This window comes from Streptomyces sp. MK37H, assembly GCF_018035285.1.
GTDB classification, from domain to species: Bacteria; Actinomycetota; Actinomycetes; order Streptomycetales; family Streptomycetaceae; genus Streptomyces; species Streptomyces endocoffeicus.
The window spans coordinates 1-22651 of sequence record NZ_JAAAYH010000009.1; the positions used below are offsets into that span (position 1 = coordinate 1).

The 22651-nt window shown below is 71.3% G+C and carries 23 protein-coding genes and 3 pseudogenes; 14 read left to right on the top strand and 12 right to left on the bottom strand.

From position 1 onward, the window contains the following. The coding region (locus GWI24_RS02825; protein ID WP_210944302.1) for an SDR family NAD(P)-dependent oxidoreductase at positions 1 to 917 on the top strand (917 nt) is incomplete at its 5' end. 36 nt (positions 918 to 953) lie between these two features. Here GWI24_RS02825 and GWI24_RS02830 read toward each other — a convergent pair. Then, positions 954 to 1877 carry a LysR family transcriptional regulator gene (locus tag GWI24_RS02830; protein WP_210944303.1) on the bottom strand — a complete coding sequence of 308 codons (924 nt, stop codon included), beginning with the start codon at positions 1875 to 1877 and terminating at the stop codon, positions 954 to 956. A 239-nt stretch (positions 1878 to 2116) separates the two neighbouring features. On the opposite strand from GWI24_RS02830, the gene GWI24_RS02835 reads away from it, so the two are divergent. Further along, on the top strand, positions 2117 to 2830 hold the full coding sequence (locus tag GWI24_RS02835; RefSeq protein ID WP_210944304.1) for an SDR family NAD(P)-dependent oxidoreductase: 714 nt from the start codon (positions 2117 to 2119) through the stop codon (positions 2828 to 2830). Positions 2831 to 2866: 36 nt separating this feature from the next. On the opposite strand, the gene GWI24_RS02840 is transcribed toward GWI24_RS02835, so the two are convergent. Beyond that, positions 2867 to 3484: a TetR/AcrR family transcriptional regulator gene (locus GWI24_RS02840; protein ID WP_210944305.1), complete on the bottom strand. Its 618-nt coding sequence runs from the start codon at positions 3482 to 3484 to the stop codon at positions 2867 to 2869. Positions 3485 to 3572: 88 nt separating this feature from the next. Between GWI24_RS02840 and GWI24_RS02845 the strand changes: the two genes are divergently transcribed. The 3 genes from GWI24_RS02845 (at position 3573) to GWI24_RS02855 (ending at position 5777) form a co-directional block, all read left to right on the top strand. Beyond that, positions 3573 to 3953, top strand: coding sequence for an SgcJ/EcaC family oxidoreductase (locus GWI24_RS02845; protein ID WP_210944306.1), 381 nt, complete (start codon positions 3573 to 3575; stop codon positions 3951 to 3953). A gap of 152 nt (positions 3954 to 4105) precedes the next feature. Beyond that, on the top strand, positions 4106 to 4408 hold the full coding sequence (locus tag GWI24_RS02850; RefSeq protein ID WP_210944307.1) for a muconolactone Delta-isomerase family protein: 303 nt from the start codon (positions 4106 to 4108) through the stop codon (positions 4406 to 4408). A 193-nt stretch (positions 4409 to 4601) separates the two neighbouring features. Beyond that, the gene (locus tag GWI24_RS02855) at positions 4602 to 5777 is read left to right on the top strand and encodes a YbfB/YjiJ family MFS transporter (protein WP_210944341.1); all 1176 of its coding nucleotides are present in this window, start codon (positions 4602 to 4604) and stop codon (positions 5775 to 5777) included. Positions 5778 to 5785: 8 nt separating this feature from the next. On the opposite strand, the gene GWI24_RS02860 is transcribed toward GWI24_RS02855, so the two are convergent. Continuing rightward, the gene (locus GWI24_RS02860) at positions 5786 to 8137 is read right to left on the bottom strand and encodes a pyruvate dehydrogenase (protein WP_210944342.1); all 2352 of its coding nucleotides are present in this window, start codon (positions 8135 to 8137) and stop codon (positions 5786 to 5788) included. Between the two features lie 153 nt (positions 8138 to 8290). Here GWI24_RS02860 and GWI24_RS02865 point away from each other — a divergent pair, with 153 nt between their 5' ends. After that, positions 8291 to 8770, top strand: a complete 480-nt coding sequence (locus GWI24_RS02865) for an Lrp/AsnC family transcriptional regulator (protein ID WP_210944308.1) — start codon at positions 8291 to 8293, stop codon at positions 8768 to 8770. Here GWI24_RS02865 and GWI24_RS02870 read toward each other — a convergent pair. Further along, positions 8736 to 9011, bottom strand: coding sequence for a response regulator transcription factor (locus tag GWI24_RS02870; protein ID WP_210944343.1), 276 nt, complete (start codon positions 9009 to 9011; stop codon positions 8736 to 8738). The two genes, GWI24_RS02865 and GWI24_RS02870, sit on opposite strands and share 35 nt — an antisense overlap. A 452-nt stretch (positions 9012 to 9463) precedes the next feature. On the opposite strand from GWI24_RS02870, the gene GWI24_RS46740 reads away from it, so the two are divergent. The 3 genes from GWI24_RS46740 (at position 9464) to GWI24_RS02885 (ending at position 11444) form a co-directional block, all read left to right on the top strand. Continuing rightward, complete coding sequence (locus GWI24_RS46740; protein ID WP_374103262.1) at positions 9464 to 9892, top strand: hypothetical protein; 429 nt, start codon at positions 9464 to 9466, stop codon at positions 9890 to 9892. Positions 9893 to 9941: 49 nt separating this feature from the next. Continuing rightward, the gene (locus tag GWI24_RS02880) at positions 9942 to 10598 is read left to right on the top strand and encodes a hypothetical protein (protein WP_210944309.1); all 657 of its coding nucleotides are present in this window, start codon (positions 9942 to 9944) and stop codon (positions 10596 to 10598) included. Positions 10599 to 10757: 159 nt separating this feature from the next. Then, complete coding sequence (locus GWI24_RS02885) at positions 10758 to 11444, top strand: hypothetical protein (RefSeq protein WP_210944310.1); 687 nt, start codon at positions 10758 to 10760, stop codon at positions 11442 to 11444. 17 nt (positions 11445 to 11461) lie between these two features. Here the strand turns inward: GWI24_RS02885 and GWI24_RS02890 are convergent, their stop codons facing one another. Continuing rightward, positions 11462 to 11839 (bottom strand): ester cyclase, encoded by a 378-nt coding sequence (locus tag GWI24_RS02890; RefSeq protein ID WP_210944344.1) that lies wholly within the window; start codon positions 11837 to 11839, stop codon positions 11462 to 11464. A gap of 31 nt (positions 11840 to 11870) precedes the next feature. Here GWI24_RS02890 and GWI24_RS02895 point away from each other — a divergent pair, with 31 nt between their 5' ends. Continuing rightward, a complete protein-coding gene (locus tag GWI24_RS02895) occupies positions 11871 to 12200 on the top strand; it encodes an AraC family transcriptional regulator (RefSeq protein WP_308343388.1) in 330 nt (109 codons plus the stop codon). Between the two features lie 36 nt (positions 12201 to 12236). On the opposite strand, the gene GWI24_RS02900 is transcribed toward GWI24_RS02895, so the two are convergent. Continuing rightward, positions 12237 to 13403, bottom strand: a complete 1167-nt coding sequence (locus tag GWI24_RS02900) for a DSD1 family PLP-dependent enzyme (RefSeq protein WP_210944312.1) — start codon at positions 13401 to 13403, stop codon at positions 12237 to 12239. A gap of 163 nt (positions 13404 to 13566) precedes the next feature. Here GWI24_RS02900 and GWI24_RS02910 point away from each other — a divergent pair, with 163 nt between their 5' ends. Continuing rightward, positions 13567 to 14979, top strand: coding sequence for a MalY/PatB family protein (locus GWI24_RS02910; RefSeq protein WP_247615791.1), 1413 nt, complete (start codon positions 13567 to 13569; stop codon positions 14977 to 14979). A 42-nt stretch (positions 14980 to 15021) separates the two neighbouring features. Next, positions 15022 to 15639 carry a TOPRIM nucleotidyl transferase/hydrolase domain-containing protein gene (locus GWI24_RS02915; protein ID WP_210944313.1) on the top strand — a complete coding sequence of 206 codons (618 nt, stop codon included), beginning with the start codon at positions 15022 to 15024 and terminating at the stop codon, positions 15637 to 15639. Between the two features lie 78 nt (positions 15640 to 15717). Here the strand turns inward: GWI24_RS02915 and GWI24_RS02920 are convergent, their stop codons facing one another. The 6 genes and pseudogenes from GWI24_RS02920 to GWI24_RS02940 form a co-directional block, all read right to left on the bottom strand. Beyond that, entirely contained in the window at positions 15718 to 16737 is a 1020-nt protein-coding gene (locus tag GWI24_RS02920; protein ID WP_210944314.1) for an NADPH:quinone reductase, read from the bottom strand. Between the two features lie 101 nt (positions 16738 to 16838). Beyond that, positions 16839 to 17096, bottom strand: a pseudogene (locus GWI24_RS02925) (aldo/keto reductase); the annotation flags it as partial. Then, entirely contained in the window at positions 17024 to 17395 is a 372-nt protein-coding gene (locus tag GWI24_RS02930) for a hypothetical protein (protein WP_210944348.1), read from the bottom strand. The pseudogene GWI24_RS02925 and the gene GWI24_RS02930, both read right to left, overlap by 73 nt. After that, the gene (locus tag GWI24_RS46745; RefSeq protein ID WP_374103263.1) at positions 17392 to 17547 is read right to left on the bottom strand and encodes a hypothetical protein; all 156 of its coding nucleotides are present in this window, start codon (positions 17545 to 17547) and stop codon (positions 17392 to 17394) included. The genes GWI24_RS02930 and GWI24_RS46745 overlap by 4 nt, the downstream gene beginning before the upstream one ends. A gap of 69 nt (positions 17548 to 17616) precedes the next feature. Further along, positions 17617 to 18623, bottom strand: a pseudogene (locus GWI24_RS02935) (Glu/Leu/Phe/Val dehydrogenase); the annotation flags it as partial. Next, positions 18610 to 18957, bottom strand: a pseudogene (locus GWI24_RS02940) (FAD-binding oxidoreductase); the annotation flags it as partial. The pseudogenes GWI24_RS02940 and GWI24_RS02935, both read right to left, overlap by 14 nt. Here GWI24_RS02940 and GWI24_RS02945 point away from each other — a divergent pair. After that, a complete protein-coding gene (locus GWI24_RS02945; protein ID WP_247615792.1) occupies positions 18881 to 19873 on the top strand; it encodes a LysR family transcriptional regulator in 993 nt (330 codons plus the stop codon). The pseudogene GWI24_RS02940 and the gene GWI24_RS02945 sit on opposite strands and share 77 nt — an antisense overlap. Positions 19874 to 19934: 61 nt before the next feature. Further along, a complete protein-coding gene (locus GWI24_RS02950) occupies positions 19935 to 22598 on the top strand; it encodes a hypothetical protein (RefSeq protein WP_210944315.1) in 2664 nt (887 codons plus the stop codon). Positions 22599 to 22651: the final 53 nt, after the last annotated feature.

Below are 22651 nucleotides of genomic sequence, written 5' to 3' on the forward strand. Positions count from 1 at the left end.
CCCGGACGACCGCCGCCGAGGTTCTGGACGGCGTCGACCTCACCGGCAAACGCGCCCTCGTCACCGGAGCGGCCTCCGGCATCGGGCGCGAAACCGCACGCGTCCTGGCCGCCGCCGGCGCCGAGGTCACCATCGGCGTCCGCGACCTGGCCGCGGGCGCGCGGGCCGCCGGGGACATCGCCCCGGCAAGCGGCCCGGGAACAGTGCACGCCACCATGCTCGACCTCGCCGATCAGAGCTCGGTGCGCGCCTTTGTCGATGCCTGGCGCGGGCCGCTGCACATCCTGATCCTCAACGCCGGCGTGATGGCCTCGCCACTTCAGCGGACCAAGGAGGGCTGGGAGATGCAGTTCGCCACCAACCACCTCGGCCACTTCGCCCTCGCCACTGGTCTGCACGGCGCCCTGGCGGCAGCCCGTGGCGCACGTGTGATCGCGGTCAGCTCGGTCGGCCATGTCAACGGCGATGTGCTCTTCGACGACATCAACTTCGAGCGGCACCCCTACGACCCATGGGCGGCCTACAGCCAGTCCAAGACCGCCAACGTCCTGTTCGCCGTCGAGGCGAGCCGCCGCTGGGCATCCGATCTGATCGCCGTCAACGCCCTCAACCCCGGCCGCATCACGAGCACCCGGCTCGGCCGCCACATCGGGGACATCTCCCACAGCCCCGCCTCGTTCGACCCCACCAGCACCGACGTGTCCTGGAAGAACATCGAGCAGGGGGCCGCGACCTCCGTGCTGCTCGCCGCCTCCCCGCTGGCCGAGGGCGTGACCGGCCGGTACTTCGAGGACTGCAACGAGGCCGGACCCCATCAGCCCGGTGTCCGGCGCGGAGTGGCCACCCACGCACTGGACACTCGCCACGCGGCCCGCCTGTGGCAGATCTCGCTCGACATGCTCGCAACCACCGCCTGACCACGGCATGCCCCACGGGATCCGACGAGGCGAGAACTACCGCTTGTACGGATCCCCGTCAGGAAGCCACGCGTCCGGCGCGGGGAAGCCGAAGTCGCCGACGCCTTCCGTCAGGGCGTCCACGGCGCTCAGTACGGCCGGGCGGAGTTCTTCCCGGCGCCAGACGAGGGACCAGGTCCAATAGATCTTCGGCTCGACCACGGGACGTGCGACCAGGTCGGGTGGGAGTGGAGTGGTCTGGCCCTTGGGCGAGTTGAGGATGGGCCGCCCGCGCCGGCGCACCTGGTCGAAGAACACGGGACCGGTGATACCGCCGTCCGTGATGCGCACGGCGGTGGCGCCGGTGTCGGCGGCCAACCGCTCCGCATAGTCGTTCCAGGACAGCCATGTGGTGGCGTCGTCGTCCAGCAGCACGACGGTGTCCTGGGCGCGGACCGCGCCGGTGTCCTGCCCGGCCGAGACGGCGTAGAGCCGGTCCGCGCCGATCAGCCGGGCGCTGAGTCCGCGCTTCTCCAGGTCGTCCGTACGAATCCAGCACACCGCGAGGTCGAGACTGCCGTCCGCGACGCGGGCGGCCTGGGCATGGGAGGGCGCCACCCATGCGTCGATGTGCAGGCGCGCCACGGATGAGGCGCGGGCGGTCAGGTCCGCGGGCAGCCAATTCACATATCCGAGCCGGACCGGTTCCGAGCCCGTGATCCTCGTGGCGCGGTTGCGGAGATCGTCGGCACGGTCGAGCAGGTCCCGGGTGTGCGGGAGCAGGGCCGCTCCGGCCGGAGTGAGGGCCACCGAACGGCGGTCGCGGTCGAAGAGCCGGACACCGAGGTCCCGTTCCAGCGACTTGATCTGCTGGGACAGGGAGGGACCGGCGATAAGGAGCCGCTCGGCGGCCCGGCCGAAGTTCAGCTCCTCGGCCACAGCGACGAAATACCGCAACTGGCGCAGCTCCACGCTCGCCATGCTACCTGCGATGTCTTCCTTGGCTCCGGTGCCTCGGGTGACGGGCTCCGGCGGGGCGCCCCTGTGACCGGCTTCCTCCCAGCTGGTAGGCGCTTCCTCCTACCGCAGGTCACAGCGGTGAGGGTGGCGGCGGGGCGCTCGCGCCGTACTGGATGGTTGTCGACCGGTCGTCTATGTTGTTTGAGGGGCCGGTGATCAGCGCCGGCCCGGACAACCAACTCCCCTTGGAGACAGTCACCATGAGCACTCCCGGCCAGAAGGTCGCCATCATCACCGGCGCGTCCCAGGGCATCGGCGCGGGCCTGGTCCAGGCGTACCGCAAGCTCGGCTACGCCGTTGTCGCCACCTCGCGCGGGATCGCCCCGTCATCAGACCCCGAGGTCCTCACCGTCCAGGGCGACATCGCCGACGCCGCCACCGCCGAGCGCGTGGCCGGCGCCGCCATCGAGCGCTTCGGCCGCATCGACACCCTGGTCAACAACGCCGGGATCTTCATCGCCAAGCCGTTCACCGAGTACACCCAGGCGGACTACGACGCGGTCACCGGCGTCAACCTCAGCGGCTTCTTCCGCATCACCCAGCTCGCCACCGAGCAGATGCTGCGCCAGGGCGGCGGGCACCTGGTCCAGATCACGACCAGCCTGGTCGACCACGCCAATTCCGCGGTCGCCTCCGTGCTGGCCTCCCTGACCAAGGGCGGACTGCAGTCGGCCACCAAGTCCCTGGCCATCGAATACGCCACCCGGGGCATACGCAGCAACGCCGTATCGCTCGGCATCATCAAGACGCCGATGCACCCGGCGGAGTACCACGACACGCTCGCAGGCCTCCACCCGGTCGGCCGGATGGGCGAGATCAGCGACATCGTCGACGCGGTCACCTACCTGGAGAACGCGCCCTTCGTCACCGGCGAGATCCTCCACGTCGACGGCGGCCAGAGCGCCGGCCACTGACCGCCTGTTGCAAGCCCGGGCGCCGGTACCGCCACCTCAGGCGTTGACCGGTGCCTGCGGTGTGCGAGCTCCCAGCAGCGCCAGGCAGTTGGGCCACACCGCGCCGAGCCGGGACGTGTTGTTGTAGAGCTTGGCGAACAAGACCTGGCCCTCGAGCTGCGCGACCACGGACCGGGCGGCTTCACGGGTGTCGGTGACGGTGACCTCGTCATGCTTGACGGCCTCGGTGATGACCGAGTCGACCATCTCGACCTGGCTCTCGAAGATCTCCTGCAGGCGCTTGCGGACGACTTCGGTCCGATTGCTCATCTCCAGGGTGAGATTCCCGAACATGCAGCCTGAAACGGTCCCGCAGCTCTGCTGGCCGACCCGTTGGGCGGCCTCCGTCTCCTCGAACAGCTGCCGCAGTCGTTCCAACGGCCGCGCGTCGCTGTTCAGGACGCGGGTCCAGTCCCGCCGCTGGGCGGTCCAGTGCTCGTCGATCACGGCCAGCGCCAGGGCTTCCTTGGACTCGAAGAAGTAGTAGAAACTGCCCTTGGGCACCCCGGCCGTCTTGCAGATCTCGGCCACTCCCAGGGCCGAGTAGCCGCGCAGCTCGATGAGCGACCGCGCCGCGCTGAGGATCTTTTCCCTGGCATCACTGGACCGTCCCATATCGGCAGCATACGACCGATCGACTACTTTTTACTAGACCGGTCGGCTAGCCCCTCCCCGCTCTTCTCCCCCCATTGGAGCCGACGCTATGAGTACTGACGCGATGAATGACCCGATGCACGAGGTGCTGAGGCGCTGGCAGGCCGCTTTCGACGGCCACCAGACGGACGCCATGGCCGACCTTTTCACGCCCGACGCCCTCTTCCAGGGGTTCGGCCCGGAGACGGTCTCCGGCCGGGACGCGGTGCGCGACTACTACGAGGCAGTTCCGGACTACCGCCGCGCCCACCTCGGGGACGTCCGCGGCTACCGGATCGGCGAGCGCGTGGCCGGTGGCTTCGCCGACGTCACCTTCCGGGATCCGACGGGCTGGGAGGCCCCGGTGCATCTGTCGCTGGTCCTCCAGCGTGAGGGCGGCAGGTGGCGGATCCGCCAGTACCACGTCTCCCGGATCGCCACCGACCACTGACGTCGGCGACGGTCCACCACCGACGGTCCTAAGAGGCTGAGCCTCCCAGGAGGGAGGAAGCAGGTCCTGGCATCCGCCCTGGTGGCGGGCGCAGTCTGAGGCCCTGGGATTCCCGGTGGCGCGCCCCGTGGAGTTCACGAGAGGAAATGGTGATGAAGGAATTCCTGGTGGAGCTCACCACCACGGTGCCCGAGGGCACCGACCCGTCCGAGGTGGACGGGCGTCGTGCCGCCGAGGCCGTCCGGGCCAAGGAGCTGGCCACCAGCGGCCATCTGGTCCGGCTGTGGCGGCCGGTGGGCGAGCTGCGCAGCGTCGGCGTGTGGCGCGCCGCGGACGAGACCGAGCTGCACGAGAAGGTGCTCGGCACTCTGCCGCTGCGCCCGTGGATGACCCTGCTGGTCATCCCTCTGCAAGCTCACCCCAACGACCCGGGCACCACCGGCAACACCACGTAAGGGCACCGCGGACAGCACGCCACCGCGGCCGCGCGGTGGCGTGCATGGCGCCACCAGGCTTCCGTACCGTCAGACCGTCAAGGACCGCATCGTGACCGCAGCACCTCCGCGCCCCCACGTCACGGGCTCCCGGGGCGTCCGCCACTCACCCTGGGCCCATGTCGCGCAGGCAGCCGCCGCGCTGGGGGCGGGCATGGGTGTCGGCCGTTTCGTCTACACCCCGATTCTTCCCCTGATGCACGCTCAGGCCGGGCTGTCCGCCGCGACGGGTGCGAATCTCGCCACCGCCAACTACGTCGGCTATCTGATCGGCGCGCTCGCCGGGACCTTTCTGCCGCGTCTGATGCGCTCCCCCGCCGTGCTGCGGAGCTGTCTGGTGGCGCTGGCGGTGTCCCTGGCCGCGATGCCACTGACCCACGCCACCGCTGTATGGCTGCTGCTCCGGCTGTGCGCGGGCGTGGTCAGTGCGGTGATCTTCGTCATCGCCGTCAGCTCGCTGCTCAGCCATCTGCGCGACCATCCCGCCCACCTGCCCGGGTGGGCCTTCGGCGGAGTCGGGGCCGGTATCGCCCTGTCCGGATCGCTCGTCCTCGCCCTGCGCACCATCGCCGACTGGCAGGCCGCGTGGTGGGCCTCCGCCGGGCTGAGCGCGCTGCTCGCCCTCCCCGCATGGTTCCTGCGGCCGGAACCCGCACCCCCATCGGCGCCCGCCGCCCCCGGGCCCGGAGCGGAACGGCGGGCGAGCGGCCCGCGCACCCATCGCTGGTTCACCGCGCTCTTCGTCTCGTACACGCTGGAGGGCGTCGGCTACATCATCGCCGGCACCTTCCTGGTGGCCGCGATCGACCAGAGTTCCCCCGGCTGGATCGGCAGCGGTGCCTGGGTGCTGGTGGGCCTCGCGGCCATTCCGTCCTCCGCACTGTGGGCGGGGCTGGGCCGGCGCCGGTCCCGCCCCAGCCTCCTGCTGGCCGCGCTGGGCGTCCAGGCCGTCGGCATCGCCCTGCCCGCGCTGATCGGTGGCATCGCCGCCGCGCTGATCTCCGCGGTGCTCTTCGGCGCCACGTTCATCGGCGTCAGCACCCTCGCGCTCGCGACCGGCACGCATCTGCGCTTCCCCCGCGCGGTCGCGCTGCTGACGGCCGGATACTCGGTGGGCCAGATCCTCGGCCCGCTGGTCGCCACCCCGCTACTGCGCCACGGGTACCACCAGGCCCTGATCCTCGCGTCCGCCGTCGTCCTGGCGTCCGCCGTAGCGGCCGCCCTCCTCCGGATCGGGTTCCCCCACCACATGCCCGCGCTCGGCCACCCGGTTGTCCGCGCGGACCGGCAGTCCACGGGCCTCGGCACCGCCGAGGCCCGGGCGGACTGACCTCCGCCTCAGTCGACGAGGTCCAGCGCGGCGGTGACGATGCTGTCCGTGTCGATGCCGTGGTAGCGGTAGACGTCCTCGATCGAACCGCTCTGGCCGAACCGCGTCACACCGAGGGTGGTGACGGGCGTGTTCTGGATCGTGCTCAGGAAGGCCAGCGTGTGCGGATGGCCGTCCAGCACGGTGACGAGCGGTGTGGCCCGGTCGGCGGGGAAGACCTGGTCGAGGATCCAGCTCGGGTCCTGCGACAGGCCGCGGCGGGCCTGAAGCGCGCGGAAGAGCAGGTCCGGGCTGGTCACACAGACAACGTCGGCGCCATGGCCGAGGGCGGCCAGCCGGTCGGCGGCGGCCAGGGCTTCGGGGATCAGGGCGCCCATCGCGGCGAGGGTCACCACGGGCTTCTCGTGCCGGCGCAGCCGGTACGCTCCCGCGGTCACCTGCCGGCGGCGGCGCTCGCGGGCTGCCGGGTCGCCGGGCACGTCGGCCGCGGACTGGTCGACGGGCCGGGTGGACAGCCGCAGATAGGCCGAACTCCCGTCCGGCCGACCGAGGTTGCCGAGTGCGTCGAGCAGACACCATTCGGTGTCGATCGCGAACGCGGGTTCGTAGGTGACACATCCGGGCTGTTCGATGCCCAGCGAGGGCGTGGTGATCGACTGGTGGGCGCCGCCCTCCGGGGCGAGTGTGACGCCGGACGGCGTGCCGACCAGGATCGACTGGCCGCCCGCGTAGATGCCGAACGACCACGGCTCCAGGGCCCGGTTGACAAAGGGGTCGTAGACGACGCCGATGGGCAGCAGCGGCTGACCCCAGCGGCTCCAGGTGGCACCCAGCTCGCCGAGCAGGCCGACCAGGTTGGTCTCCGCGATGCCCAGCTCCACATGCTGGCCCGTGGGCCGCTCCCGCCAGTGCAGGATCGTCTCGGCGTCATCGGCGAACCAGTTGGGGCGCTCGGCCGGGGACCACACACCGACCTTGTTGAGCCAGCCGCCGAGGTTGGTGGTGGAGCTGACGTCCGGGCTGACGGTGACGATCCGGGCGGCCGCCTCCGGCGCCCGCCGGGTGAGGTCCAGCAGGACGCGTCCGAGGGCCTGCTGGGTGTTGCCGGAGCCGGTCGGTGCCGGGCGGGCGAGGTCGGCGGGGACCGCGGGGGCCTGCCGTGAGGCGTGTCCGGGGCGGCGCAGCCGCCTGGCGACCGCGGCGCACCGGGCCGCTTCCGGCGATCCGCCGGCGAAGGCAGCCCACGGCCGGCCGGGGTCCGTTCCCAGGCGGTCGGCCAGGGTCCTCATCTGGTCGGCGGTCAGCAGGGAGGAGTGGTTCTGCGGGTGGCCCTCGGTGGGCAGCCCGTAGCCCTTCACCGTGTACGCGAAGATGACGGTCGGACGAGTGTCGTCGACGCTGTCGAACGCGTCCATCAGCGCGCCGATGTCGTGCCCTCCCAGGTTGCGCAGCGCCGCCAGCAGGGAGGCGTCGTCCAGCGGGGCGATCAGGTCCGCGATCGGTCCGGCGGTGGAGCCGGTGCCGGGCAGGCGCTCGCGCAACTCGTCGGCGGAGCAGCGCAGCAGGCGCTGGTACTCGGGGTTGTCCATGGCGTCGATACGGGCGTGCAGGGCCTCGCCGCCCGGCCGCGCGAACAACTCCCGCAGCGCGTGCCCGTACTTGAGGGTGATGACCTGCCAGCCGGCGGCGGCGAACATGCCCTGCAGCCGGTCCGCGGCGATGCCGGGGACGACCCGGTCCAGGGACTGCCGGTTCAGGTCGACGACCCACACCGCCTCGCCCAGGCTGGGCACCATCGGGTCCTGGATCGCCTCCCAGATCGCGCCCTCGTCCAGCTCCGCGTCGCCCAGCAGGGAGTACTGCCGTCCCCTCCCGGCCCCGCCGAAGTGGCCCTCCACATAGCGCCGGGCGAGGGCGCCCCACAAGGGGGCGGTGGCGCCGATGCCGACCGAGCCCGTGGAGTAGTCGACCGGGTCGGGGTCCTTGGCCCGGCTGGGGTAGCTCTGGAGGCCGCCGAAGGCGCGCAGGGTGGTCAGGTAGGACTCGTCCAGCCCGCCCAGCAGGTAGTTGATGGCGTGCAGCACGGGTGAGGCATGGGGTTTGACCGACACCCGGTCCTCAGCGGTCAGCGCGTGGAACCACAGCGCCGTCATGATCGAGGACATCGAGGCGCTGGACGCCTGGTGACCGCCGACCTTCAGCCCCGAGGGGTTCGGCCGCCCCCGGTTGGCATGGTCGATGATCGCGGTGGACAGCCACAGCACCCGCTGCCCGACCGCCTCCAGCACGGCGAGCTCCTCCTCCCGGGCACGGCCCGAGCCGTTGCCGCCGATCGCTCTCAGCTCCGGGTCCAGGACCATCACCGACCGCCTCCGCTATCCGCACCACGCCGTGGAAAACTGATTTTGTGCTCCGCCAGTAGACAGATAGCTCCTCAGCTGCACAAGATGCTTCTCTTTCGTTGAGCATTCTGCTCATGCACCGGGTCGAATGAGGGACGTCGATTGAGCACTATGAACAGTGAGCGAGGCGTGGACGCCACCGACGCGCGGATCCTGCTCGCCCTCGCCGCCCAGCCACGGGCCACCGTCGTGGCCCTGGCCGAGCAGCTGGGGTTGTCCCGCAACACCGTCCAGGCGCGGGTGGCCAGAATGGAACAGGGCGGCGCGCTGGGTTCCTTCGAACGCCGGATCACCCCGAACGCGCTGGGCCATCCGCTCACCGCGTTCGTCACCGCGCGGGTCGATCAGCGCCGGCTGGCCGAGGTGTCCGAGGCACTGGCGGGCATCGCCGAGGTCGTGGAGGTCTTCGGCCTCAGCGGCGAGACGGATCTGCTCGTACGGGTGGTCGCCGCGGACGCGGAGGATCTGTACCGGATCGCGGGACAGATCCTCGCCGTTCCCGGCATCGAACGCACGGCGACGGCCCTGGCCATGCGCGAGCTGGTGCCGCACCGCCTCACCCCGCTGCTGCGCCGTGCCGCGGCGGAGTGAGTGTTCGGTCGGCCCCGTCGGTGATACCGCCCCGTTCGAGTGCCAGCCGGGTCAGTTCGACGCGCGTGTTGATGCCGAGCTTGGTGAAGATGTGCTTCATGTGGGTGTTGACGGTGTGAATGGACACGTAGAGCCGGTCGGCGATGGCCCGGTTGGTGAGACCGTCCACCACGAGCGGGACCAGTTTCCGCTCGGATTCGGTCAGGTTCCCCCAGCCCCGGGGGGGGGCCGGTGGTGTGATGCCGTGGGGAGCCGGTGCGCACGCCGAGCTGCCGAAGGCGCCGTCTGATCCGCTCGTGCCTCGCGCAGGGCTCCTGAGGCCGACGCCGGCTCACCCGCTTCTTCGAGGTACGGGATCGCCGGGGCCGTATCGGCCGACGTGGCCAGGAGTTCGCCGAGGTCCTCGCAGGCCGCGGCCAGGACCGGCGGTCTGCCGCCGCTCCGGTAGGCGCTGATCGCGGACTCCAGTCCACGGGGGTCGCTGTGGAGCAGGCCGTCCACATGGGCGCGGACCGCCCGGATGATCCGCTGGCTGTCGTCCCGCGCGGTCAGGCCGCGCAGGGTCCTCGGTCCCGCCGCTGCTCTGTTTATGGAAGAAAGCTTCGGCACTCGGTGATCTCCGTCAACGGAGTCTGCGTGCTATGACGGGCATCGGCGTGGAAATACCGTGTTCGTGCGACCGGCGCCGGCGGCGTGGCCTGGGGGATCTCGACCGATATCACTCATCTGCGGGATGTCGGGGACCACGGCCCCGGGCGAATACTTGGCATTGCCTATGCGGTCTTCAGCAAGTCGGCCCGCAACTTCGACCCGTCGGCCGCGATGGCGGGCAGCGTAACGGTCGCGGTGGAGGAGCTGGTGGAGCCGGGCGCGCTCGGCGCCGACGCGGTGCATCTGCCGGGGACGGGTACACGGCGGCACCGCCATGGCCGGGGCCATGGCGGTGTGCGCGTGCGCGTGCGGGAGACGATCGGCTCCGCCGTGCCATCCGTTGCGCGCGGATGGGCGCGTCAGCTGCGGCAGCCGCCGCAGGTCAATCCGTGGGCCGCGGGTGGTACGGACGATCCGCGTCGGGGATTCCGGGCTCGAACAACTCGAATTGATTCGGGATCGGCCGCCTAACGCGTGGGGATGGGGACCGGTCCCGACGCACGTCCTTACGGTGACGGCCATGGTTCGAATGACGCGCCGCGGCGCGCTGGTCGGGGTGGTGGCCGCGGTGCTGGCGGTGGCCGGGCTCGGCGCGTATCTGCTGTGGCCCGCCCCCACGCTGGACGCCGCGGACATGGACGCGGCACTGCCGACCAGGCGGGACCTGCCCGGGTTCGTCCCGTACGACGGGCTCACCGGTGCCCTGTCGGTGCCGGCCGGCAACAAGGAGGGGAGATCCGTGCTGGCCGGCACCGACCTGGACAAGCAGTGCCGGAAATGGCGCAAGGAGGGCGACGGCTGGGCGTGCCGCCACCTGCATGGGGCGGGGATGGTGGTGCTCGAGCGGTCGGAGAACGTGTTCTTCCGGGTCAAGTCCGATGTCCTCGCCTACGACGACCAGGACGCCGCGGAGTCGGCCTGGGACGGGCTGGTGGCCGACAACCGCGAAGAGATCCACAAGATCCGGGGTGCCAAGGAGCACTCGTCCGATCTGGGGGACGCGGCTGTGTCCTTCGAGGCGCCGGGCGTCACGGTCCTGGCGATCCGCATCGAGACGGTCGTCGTGGAGGCCATCGTCTGGGACGGGAGCAACCAGGTGAGCGAGGCGGACGAGGACGCGATGGTGGAGAAGTGGCCCGCCCTCCAGCTCTCGAAGATCGAGAAGCAGCTCGGCTGATCAGGGGTGGTGGATGCCGTGGCCGCGGCATCCACCACCGGCCGCCGACACGATGAGGGCCTCGACGGGGAGAGTGGCGATCTGGACGAGACGATCCGCCTGCGGCGCCTGGAGTAGGTTCATGTGCCGCCGAACGCATGTCGGTTTTAGGAGACGCTCATGACGCGACTGCGACAGTGCTGGTTCTGCGCGGGCGAAACCACCGCCACCCGGCACGATCGCATCGTCGGGCTGCACAGGGACGTCGAGTCCAGCCCGACCTGGTATCTGGGCGTCCGAACCAAGTGGCAGAGCATCAGCGTCCGTGTGCCACGGTGCGAGCGGTGCCATGTCGGCCACATGATCGCGCAGTCCATGCTGGCGGTTTCCATCGCCGCGCCGATCGCCTACGCCGCCGGCGGTCAGTTGGACACGCTCCTCGGGATCCTGCCGAGCACATCGGCCGGAAAGGTCCACTCGGTGATCTGGGCCGTGGTGGCCTGCCTTCCCGCACTGGTGTGGATCGCCACCCGCCAGGCGTGGCTGCCCTGGCGCCGCCTCGCGCCCCGCCCGCTGCGCCACGCCCGTAGCCACCCGGCGGTTCAGCACCTGAGGGAGGACGGCTGGCGCTACCGGCCGGGGCCCTTTCCGCATTGGCAGAACGCCAAGGACCCGGACCTCGACCACCTCTCCGGGCCGTCCGCCCGCCCCCGGCGGATCCTCGGCCGTATCACCGGCCTGCTCGGGCTCGCCTCCTTCGTCGTGGCCGTCGTCCTGTATCTGCGGGACAGCGAGTTGGCGGCGTTGTTCCTGGTGATCGCCTTCGGTCTGTTCTTCCTCTCCTCGAAGATCGACCCCGAAGTGTGAACGCGGCGGGGCCGGGCCTACGCGTCGGGACTGCTGCCGGTGAGCTGTTCGCGGATCGCTTCCATGTCGATCAGCGACCAGATCTCCGCGATCCTGCCGTCCTGGTAGCGGTAGAAGCCGTGCTCGACGAACGAGATCGGCCGGCCGGTGGGCGGTAGGCCACGGAAGCCCGCCGCGGGGGTGCAGTCGAACCGGATGCGGCACGCCACCTCCTCGCCCTGGACCAGGAGCCGATCGATCGCGTAGTGCAGGTCGGGGATCTCCGTTGCGTCGCGGCGCAGCAGATCCTGGAACCCGGCGATGGTGTCCGGTCGTTGTGCACCACGGGGTCGTGCACGAAGTCGGGAAGGTCGTTGAAGCGCCGCTCGTTCAGGCAGGTGAGGTACCCGCGACAGCGGTCCTCAAGAGCGGGTTCAGCCATGGGATGTGCTCTCTCGGTTTCGTGGGCGCGGTGCGGTACGGCACCGCCGGTCGAGCCGTCAGGCCGGGTGGTCGAGTGCGTCGGCGATGTCACGGACGTCCTTCGCCACGCACTTCCGCACCGTCGCGGGCATGCCGCAGCTCACCTATCTCAACCGCTGGTGGATGCTGCCGGCGCAGCGCGCCCTGCGCGACGGCGACGATCCCATCGGGTCGCTGGCATCCGCCCTCGGGTACACATCCGTGAGCGCTTTCAGCTCCGCGTTCAAACGGGAGGTGGGAGAGTCACCGCTGCGCTACCGGCACCGGCTGCGTGGCGAGAAGCTCGCCCACTGACGCCGCGTTGAAGCAGCTGAGGGCGGTCGTGACCGGTCACCAGCCGCTGACGCGGTTCCAGACGGCTTGGACGGCGGGTGCGTCCGTCGCTGTCCGGCTGCCGTCGATGACGTGGTAGCCACGGTGCTGTGCGGCGGTGGCGCAGGCGTGGTTCGGCAGGATGCGCAGACGGGTGCCGATGGGCAGGTCGGGCAGGGTGGCGCCGTCGCGGGCGGTGAGGGTGCCGTGCTCCTGGCTCGCGGCGCTCATGACCAGGCCGGGGATCGGGCGCCCCGCCAGGTCGGTGACCAGGCCGTATCCCTGGTCCTGGGGCTGGGCCGCCGTGCCACGGTCGCGGGACATCGCCATCCAGCCGCCGTCGGTGACGATCCAGCCGTACTCGGGGCGGTGTCCGATGACGGTGACGACGACCGACAGCGCGAGGTCGTCGATCCGGCACACCCCGAGACCGGCCATCACCAGGTCGAAGAACACGTAGTTGCCGGCGCGCAGTTCGGTGACGCCGGTGAGGTCCTCGGCGGCGTGCGCGGTGGGCGTCGAGCCGACGCTGACGGTCGCGACGGGCAGCCCGGCGGCGCGCAGCCGCTCGGCGGCGGCGACGGCGGTGTCGCGTTCGTTCTTCGCCGCCAGCCGCTGCTCGTCCGCTGAGTAGGCGAAGTAGGACTCGCCCGCGTGGGTCAGCACACCGTCCAGGCACCCGGCGTCGTGCAGGGTGCGACCGATGTCGAGGAGTGCGGGGTCGTCGGTCTTGAGGCCGCCGCGGTGGCCATCGCAGTCGATCTCGATCTGCGCGGGAACGCCGATACCGGCCCGGCGGGAGGCTTCCGCGACGAAGGCGGCCTGCTCGGCGCTGTCCAGCAGGACGCGGAGGGTGACGCCGCGGCGCAACAGGCCGAGCACACGGGGCAGTTTGTGCGGATCGATGCCGACGGCGTAGGTGATGTCGGTGTAGCCGCCGTCGGCGAACGCCTCGGCTTCGGCGAGCGTGGAGACGGTGACGGGGTTCGGGGCTGTGCCGTGCATGAGGGCGGCGACATCGAGGCTCTTGGCCGTCTTGACGTGCGGCCGCAGGGTGACGCCGAGGCGGTCGGCCTTGGCGGCGAGTCGGTCGATGTTCCGCAGCGCCTTGTGTACGTCGACCACCGCGAACGGGGTGTCGGGGTCGGCCAGCGTCCCGGCAGTGGTGGAGGGCGTGGTGGTCATGGAGTGACGTCCATCTTCTCGAGTAGGGCCGGGCCGCGTCCCGCGCTCATGTCAATCGACTGAAATTCTACTTCTAGACAGTACCGCTAGATCCATGCGGCCTGCATAAGCCGGTGACGGACGCAGATCCCATCCCGGCTCCCCCATCGACGAGGACCCCACCTTGCGGGACCAGAACGAATACCTGTACTTCTTGCGCCGCGCCTTCGACGGCATGCCCGGCGCGTTGGAAGACCTGGGCGATGACGTGGGAAACGTCCGCCCACCGCTTCCGGGCGCCAACTCCGGCTACGTGATCGCGTACCACTGCGTTGGGGTCGCCGACTACTGGATCGGGCACATCGTCGCCGGGCGGGAGGTCGACCGTGACCGCGCCGCGGAGTTCGCCGCCACGGGAAGCGCGCACGAGCTGCGGCGGAAGGCCGACGCACTTTTCGAGCGGCTGGCGACCGACCTCGAATCGGTGACGCCGACGGCGCTCCCGCGCAACACGCCGCCCGCCGGGTTCGAGGGGCCGGACCGTCCGCTGAGCGTCCAAGGCGTCCAACTGCACGTACTCGAAGAAAAATGGCATCGCCCGGGACCGCGGGTGCTTCCCGCATGGGTGGCGGACATGGACTTCCCCACCCCTCCGGTGGTGGTCGCCGCACTGCGGGAGGCCGTCGACCGCCGCGATCTCGGCTATCCGGACTGGCCGGACGGCGGTCCGCTCCGGCGCGCCTTCGCACGGCGGATGATGGACCGCTACGCATGGGCGGCGCCCGCGGACCGCGTACGTGAGCAGACCGACCTGATCCAGTGCCTGCAGCTCATCCTGCACCTCGCCACGAGCGCGGGTGACGCGGTGGCCGTACAGACGCCCAACTACCCTCCGTTCCTTGCCACGTTGGCGACGATGAACCGGCGTGCCGTGCCCATCCCCATGCACGACTCCGCCGACGGCTGGTGCATGGATCTGGCCGCTCTCGACACCGCGGTGGCAGGGTCGGGCTGTAAGGCGCTGGTGCTGGTGCTGGTCAACCCGCACAACCCGACAGGCCGCGTGCTGCCCCGTGCGGAGCTGGAGGAGATCGCAGCCATCGCCCGTCGGCACGATCTGCTGGTCATCAGCGACGAGATCCACGCCGAACTGGTCTATGAGCCGCATCGTCACATACCGTTCGCGAGCCTGTCCCCGGATGCCGCCGGCCGCACCGTCACCCTCACCTCCGGCACCAAGGCGTTCAACCTCGCGGCCATTCGCTGCGCGGTCACCCACTACGGCCCGGACCGGCTGCTCGCACTGCGCGACGCACAACCACCCGACCTGTACGGCGCCGTATCGCCGCTCAGCGTCGTCGCCACCGAGGCCGCATGGCGAGAGGGCGACGCCTGGCAGCGCGACCTGGGGCTCGGCGAACCACCCGTGGAGAGAGTGCTGGGGGAGGGCGATGTCCTGTTCGACGGGGGCAGCCCGTTCGGCCCGGACGCCGACGGCTTTCTGCGGCTGAACTTCGCCACGTCCCATGCCGTCCTCGAGGACATCCTGGCGGGACTCGTCCGAGCACTGCGACCGGGGCTGAATCCGGGTGGGTGAAATTCCCTGGCGTGGCGGCCGGAAGGGCCGGAGACTCATCTCATGGCTGACATGGGGGCGTTCCGGGAAGCGGTCATCGCGTGGGCGGCCGGTGGCCCCGGCGGCCCCGCGCGCGAGCTGGCCACGCGGCTGCCCGTCCGGGCGGTCGTCCTGCTCGAAGGGCCGAGCGACGCCGCGGCGGTCAGCTCGCTGGCCGCGCGCCGCGGCCGGGACCTGGCGGCCGAAGGTGTCTGCGTCCTGCCGATGGGCGGTGCCATGAGCGTGGGACGCTTCGCCCACCTCCTCGGGCCACCCGGCCTGGGCCTCCGCCTCACCGGACTGTGCGACGAGGCGGAGCGTCGCTTCTACACCCGCGGTCTGGAGCGGGCCGGCGCGGCGCGGCAGGAGTTCTTCGTCTGCGCGGCGGATCTGGAGGACGAGCTCATCCGCGCGCTGGGCGTGACACGGGTGGCGGAGCTTGTCCGGGCGGAGGGCGACCTGCGCGCCCTGCAGACCTTCCTGCGCCAGCCCGCACAGCAGGGCCGCACCTCACAGCAGCAGTTGCGGCGCTTCCTCGGCACGAAGAAGGGACGCAAGATCCACTACGGCCGCGTCCTCGTCGAGTCGCTCGACAACGACCGCGTACCCGCGCCACTCGACGCCCTGCTCACCAGCCTCTGACCCCGGAGGCTCAGTGAGCGATGGTGAACTCAGGCCATGGCGTTCTGCCCGGACATTCGCACCGCGGCCGACCGGACGTCACGGCGTGACGTCCACCAGGACCTTGCCGACCGCGCCGCTCTCCACCGCTCGGTGCGCGGCGGCGGTCCGGTCGAGCGGAAAGCGGACCAGTGGCAGGCCGTGTTCCTCACCGACCGGCAGCGCGCCGTCGCGGACCGCGGCGGCGACGTCCTCAACGGCCGCGGCGAGCGGCTCTGAACCGACCGTGTAGAGCACCACGAACTGGAAGCGTGTGTTCAGCACCATGTTCCGCATCACGTCCAGTTCGACCGGCTTGCCACCGTCGTTGCCGTAGGTCGAGATCGTGCCGCGGGTCCGCAGCACGGCCAGGTCCAGTGCGAGGTTCGCGCCCAGCGCCACCTCGGCGACGATGTCGACGCCGTCCGGGGCGATCTCGCGGATCTCGGCGGCCGGGTCGCCCTCGCGATAGTTGATCACGTGGTGGGCCCCGGCGGCGGTGGCCAGCCGGGCCTTCTCCGGGCCGCTGATCGTGCTGATCACGGTGGCGCCGGCCCATCGGGCGAGCTGGATCACCGCGTGCCCGACCGCCCCGGCCCCGCCCGCGGCGAGCACCACCTTGCCGTCGAGCGCCCCGGGCCGCAGACGGCGCGGCCCGTCTTCGGCGACGGTGAGCGCACGGTGCGCGGTGAGCGCGGGGACGCCGAGGGAGGCGCCGACGTCGAAACCGGTCTCGTCGGGCAGCGGCACGGCCCGCTCGGCGGGTACGACGGTGAACTCGGCGGCGGTACCGGTGGGCCGCCCGGCGGCGGCCAGGAACAGCCAGACCCGCTGACCGGCCCGGCTCTGGTCGACCCCCTCACCGACGGCGTCGATCGTGCCGGCGCCATCGAGGTGCGGGGTGACCTCGGGGAAGTGCTTGGGGCCGGAGGCGCCGGAGCGGGCCTTCCAGTCGGTCGGGTTGATCCCGGACACGGCAATCCGGACGCGAACCTCGCCGGGGCCGGGCGCGGGCAGGTCGCGGTCGACGAGCTGAAGAACGTCGGGATCGCCGTTGTCGCGGTAGATGATGGCCTTCATGATCCGTCCTCAGAGCCTGGTGGAGCGGGGTTTACCGGCGCGGCCTGGCGTTCCGTCAAGCTGTCCGGCGTATGGTCGCGACCCTAGTCGCGCTGGTCCGGTCAGCCGATGGGGACCTCGTTGGAGCGGGACTTGATGGCATCGAGGGTGGCGAGGGTCGCGGCATCGAAGGTGATCTCGCTGACCGCCATGTTGGCCTCGAGGTGGGCGGCGTCGGCGGTGCCGGGGATGAGCAGCACGTTCGGGGCGTGGTGCAGCAGCCAGGCGAGGCCGACCTGGGACGGCGTCACGCCCAGGGACTCGGCCGCGGCCAGAACGGTCGGTTCCTCGGTGACCTTGGGCGGCCCCGGGCTCCGCCCGAGGGCGACCAGATCGTCGACTCGGCCGAGAGGCCGGACTCGGCCGAGAGGCCGGCGATCGAGGTCCGCTCCAGGCCGTTGCGGCCGAAGCAGCGCACGGCGCGGGACACGTCCACGAAGAGACGGGTGCAGTCGGGGTTCGCGCACTCCCTGGTCTTGCCGGGCTGGGCCGAGCTCAGCAGATCCACGGCGTCGCGGGCCACCGCGCCGAGAACCTCGTCCACACCGCCCGCCCGCGTCAGCCGCCCCGACGCGTCGAGCTGATGCCTGGGCAGCGGCAGACGGGCCGCGTCGTTCACCTCGGCGAGGGCGTCCCTGAACTCGGCACCGGCATCCTCCCCAGAAGGCCAGGACGCACCAGGATGTAGATCGCCTCTCGCAGACGGCGGACCCGCTCCCATCCCCGAGTGTCCATGGGGCCAGGATCGTCCAGCAGCTCGGCCTGGCGGATCCAACGGCCTGATCGAAACCAGCCTGCCCGCCCCTGCCGCCGTCACCTGCCTGGCGGGTAACAGAAGGATCAGGGACCGATGCGGCCCTTGCTGCGCATGGCGGCGCGGACGCGCTCCTCGGCGAGGCCTCGCCCGGCGATATGCGGAGTCGTGGCACGGCGCTGGGCCTCTTCGAGAACGGTGACGGCGTTGGTGCGCAGCCGCTTGGAGATCGTCTCGAAGATGGTGGAGGTCTCGGGCCGGAATCCGGAGTAGCGGGCGTCCATGGCGAAGGCGGCGGCGACGACGCCACCGGCGTTGGCCACGAAGTCGGGCAGCAGGGAGATGCCACGTTCAGCGAGGATGGACTGTGCCCGCGGCGAGGTGGGCAGATTGGCGCCTTCCACGATCAGTCTGGCCTTGATCTGATGGGCGGTTGTCTCGTCGATGACGTCCTGCAGGGCCCCGGGACGAGGATGTCGCAGTCGACGGCGAGTTCCTGGCCGGGTGGTACGGCGATGCCCTGGTGGTGGCGGGTGACGAAGTCGTCGCCGTGCTCTTCCCGCGCGGTCCGCAGCGCTGACACGTCCAGTCCGGCGGGGTCGTGGAGGGCTCCCTTGGCGGTGGAGACGGCGACGACGGTGGCGCCGAGTTCGGCGAACCGCACGGCGGCGGCGTGGCCGACGGCTCCGAACCCCTGGATGGCGACCCGGGCGCCGCTGAGCGGCAGCCGGAGGTGCTGGGCGGCCGCGTCGGCGGCCTCGGCCACTCCGTAGCCGGTGACGCCGAGCTCGTCGTAGGCCACTCCCCCGAGGTGGCCCGGGGTGCCGACGGCGGCGCCGCGGTCGCCGAGCTCGTCCTGGATGATGGCCGCGTCGTTCTCCGTCAGGCCCATGTCGAGGCCCATGACGTATTCGCGGGGCACCTCGTTGGACAGGGCGCGGGCGAAGGCGCGCAGGATCGCTTCCTTGTCGGGGGAGGCCGGGTCGGCGACGATTCCCGCTTTCGCGCCGCCGTAGAACAGGTCGACGCCGGCCCACTTCCATGTCATGACGCGGGCCAGCCGGGCGACTTCACCGACGCCGCAGCACGGTGCCGCGATAGGTGACCACTTCGAGTTCCAGTACGTTCTCCGCGGTGCGCCCCCAGGCGACGGAGTGTGAGCCGCAGGCGTTGTTGCCGATCATTCCGCCGAGGGTGCAGCGGCTGTGGGTGGAGGGGTCCGGGCCGAAGAGCAGGCCGTGTTCGGCGGCGGTCCGTTGCAGCTCGTCCAGGACGATGCCGGGCTGCACCGTGGCCGTGCCCGCGTCGGGGTCCAGGGCGAGGAGGCGGTTGAAATAGCGGGAGAAGTCCATGACCACGCCGGAGCCGATGGCCTGGCCCGAGGTGCTGGTGCCCGCGCCGCGCGAGGTGATCGGCACGGCGGCCCGCGAGCTCGGGTACACCGCCTCGGCGATCTCCCAGCAGGTCTCGGCCCTGGAGAAGGAGACGGGGCTGGTGCTGTTCGAGCGGGAGGCGCACGGCGTCCGGGCGACCGCGGCGGCTCACCGGCTGGTCGACCTCAGCGTCCCGGTGCTGGCGGCCATGGACGACCTCGGCCATCAGGTGCACCAGCTCGCCACCGGGGCCACGGCTCGGCTGAGGCTGGGAAGTTTTCCCACCGCCAGTGTCCGGCTCGTGCCACCGGCGCTGTCGGCCCTGACGTCGGCCCACCCGCGGGCGCAGGTCCAGCTCGAGGAGGGCGAGCCGGAGGAGCTCGTCGCCGCGCTGAACGCCGGTGATCTGGATGTGGCGCTGGTGTACGAGTACGGCCTGAGCCCCCGGCAGTGGTCGGACGGCCTGGCCTGCCATCAGCTCGTGCGCGAGGACCTCGTTCTGCTCAGGGCCCGCGGCAGTGGTCTGAGCTCGCGCCTGGCCGGGCTCTCGCAGGCCCGCTGGATCACCAGCAGGGAAGGCACGGCCGGTGCGCTCTCGCTCGCCCGGCTGTGCGCGGCGGCCGGTTTCGAGGCCGCGGTCGCCTTTCGCAGCAACAACTACGACGTCGTACGGGAGCTGGTGTCCGCGGGTCTTGGCGTGGCCATCGTGCCGGGGCTCGGTCACGCGCCCGGCGACTCGGTGGAGGCGACTCGACTGGCGCAGCGCTCGGCGTTCCGCCGCGTCATGGCCCTGCACCGGCACGAGAACAGCAACCCGCTGCTGGGCACGATGATCCGCTCACTGCGCGGCGCGGTGCCGGCGGACGAGCCGTATGTGCGTGCCACGCGGGACGAACAGCCGGACCAGGGCTGTCGTCGAAGGGGCCGCCCTGCTTCCTTTGGCGACAGGCCCCGCGCCGATACCCCCTGAGGCCCGGGACCCCTCCCGAGCCCCTGCCCTACCCTCGCCCCTTCCGAGGACGGGGGCAGACATGGAACAGGCATTGGACGCGGCCCTGGCGCAGCTGACGATCAGGGACCGGCTGCGCTTCGGGCGGTTGGGGTTCCACCGTTCGAGCGGGGCGCTGGTCCTTCAGCTCGAAGGTGAGGAGGCGGCCGTCCGCGGCTGGCCCCGCCTCTTCCACGAGCGGCACCGCGGCGTTCTGCCGGTCAACTGTCCGGATGAGCTGCCGGCGGAGGAGACACCGGAGCAGCAGGTCGTCACCGAGCTGCTGGCCATCGCCCAGGGCTGCGGATACGACGGCCGCCCGGCCTACCGGCTGCCCATCGCCTTCCCCCGCTTCGCGGCGGCCTTCGCGGCGCTGTACGTGTGGCGGCCGGACGACGGCCAGATGCCGGCCAAGCAGAACACCAAGATCGCACGGATGGTCAAGCAGGCGATCGCCGAGGAACGCCGCTACACCCTGCAGGAGATGAAGGAGCGGGCCGAGGCGCTGGCCCGGGACGAGCAGATGGCCCAGCAGCTGGGCGGTCTGGTCGGGGTGGTGGTGAAGGTGGCCGACGTGTGCCGATTGCCCCACCGCCGTACGGTGCGCTGGTACCGCAGGAAGTGGTTCCGGGGCCGGGTCGTCACCCAGCTGGAGGTCTTCCGGGAGCTGCGCGGCCGGCAGCGGAAACCCGTGGCGGACAAGCAGTTGCTGCTCGTCGAGGCGCTGCTCGCGGACATCGACGCGCATTACGGATTCTTCCGCCGCCTCAACCGGGCGCGGCGCCCGGTCATCCTGCTGCCGGACGTCGACCGGTCCGCCGCGCGGCGGCAGATCAGGGATCGGCTGCTGGACGCCTATGACGACGGGGCGCGCGGGCTGCGGGTCCATCCCGTCGTCATCGCCACCTCCGCCCCAGGCGCCGCGCCTCCGCCACGGGGCGGACAACCCCCCGTGGCGGCCGAGGAGATCGCCGCCGCGGTGCCCGACCGGTTCCGTGCCCGGGACGAGGCGGTGGAGCGGTGGCGGCGCAGTCAGGACGTACCGCTGCCGAGCCGGGTGCTCCAGGTGCGCCTCGCCTCCCCGCCACCGGCTCCGCTTCCCGCGCTCGGGGCGGGCCGATGGGGCCCGGCGATGTTGTCCGCCGGCACCGTGGCGGTGGTGTCCGCGGTGCTCGCCGGGCTGCTGAACTGGGCCCCGTGGGATCGTGCGGACGGCTGTGGCGAGCGGTTGCTGATGCGGGGCGCGGACTGTGTCGGCGTCTCGGACGGGACCGGTGTCTTCATGCCCGGTCTGCGGGGCATGCGCGAGGTCTTCGCCGGAATCGAGGCGGAGAACGAGCGGATCGCGCACACGGCGCATGCGACCGTGGCGCTGATGATTCCGATGGAGTCGGACAACCCGGCGGTGCGCCGGCAGATCCTCAGCGAGGTGCAGGGCGCCTATCTGGGACAGCTCCAGGCGAACGGCTCGGACGCGGCCCCGCCCATCCGGCTGGTCCCGGCCAACCCGGGCCGGGACTACCGGGCGTGGCGGTACACGGTGGACCGGCTGGTCGACCAGGAGCCCGAGCTGCGGATGGTCGTGGGTTTCAACCTGAGCCTGGACTCCACCCAGGAGGCCATGAGCCATCTGACCAACCAGCTGAAGATCCCCGTCGTGGCCGGGCTGGTCACCTCCCAGTCCTTCGCCAACGCCGACGGTCCGGGCCCCTACCGCTATCCGGGCCTGGCCCGGGTAGTGTCCACCAGCAAGGACCAGGCCGCCGCGCTGCTGCGCCACGATCCGGGGCTGGCCCGCGCGCAGACGGCACTGGTGGCCGACACCCGGCCGGGCGACAGCTACGACAAGTCGCTGCGGGACGCGTTCACCGAGGCCCGGGGCGGCGGCGCCGGGGCCCAGGACATGACGTTCACCTCGGAGGGGCCGGAGGTCGCGGGGGTCACCCCGAACGAGTTCGAGACCTTCGCCATGAATCTCTGCGAATCCAAGGCGCGCGTCGTCTACTTCGCGGGCCGGGCGTTCCATCTGGAGCTGTTCGTGAAGAAGCTGGCCCGCACCTACTGCGCCCGGAAGAAGTCGTACACGGTCATCTCCGGCTCCGACGCGACCACCCTCGACGAACGCCTCGACGACACGGAACGCGCCCTGCTGCGGGGCGACCCGGGCGCCGGCACCCCCACCATCAACGTCCTGTACGCGGCACCGGCACACCCCGACGCCTGGGATGTGGAGGTCGGGCGCTGGAAGAAGCGCGCGGGCAAGCGGGGGGCGGCCCCCGGAGACCTGCCGCGCCATCTGGTCGAACCGCAGCGGGCCATGGCGCAGTTGCGCGCCGCGGCCAGGGCCCATGCGGGAAAGCTGGGCACGGTGCGGTTCGACGACGGACGGGCCATCGAGACCCACGATGTGATCCTGACCGCCGCGAAGGCCCTGACGAAGGCGGCGGCCACCACTCGGACGCCCGTCCCGTCGAAGGAGCGGATCAAGGAGGACTACGAGAATCTGAACTCCGCGTTCCGGGTCCAGGGAGCGGGCGGCTGGATCTGTCTGACGAACGCCGGCAACCCGTACAACAAGGCGCTGGCCATCGTCCGGCTCGACCCGATGCGCAGCAAGCTGAGCTTCGAGGCCCTGGCCTGGCCGAAGGGGGCCCCGGCCGCGGACGACCGGTGTGTGGTGCCGCAGAACCCCGGCCGGCCGGGATGAGTCCCTCCCCCGGCCTCGGCGACCAGCGGTAGGTGTCCCGAGGCGCCCGCGAT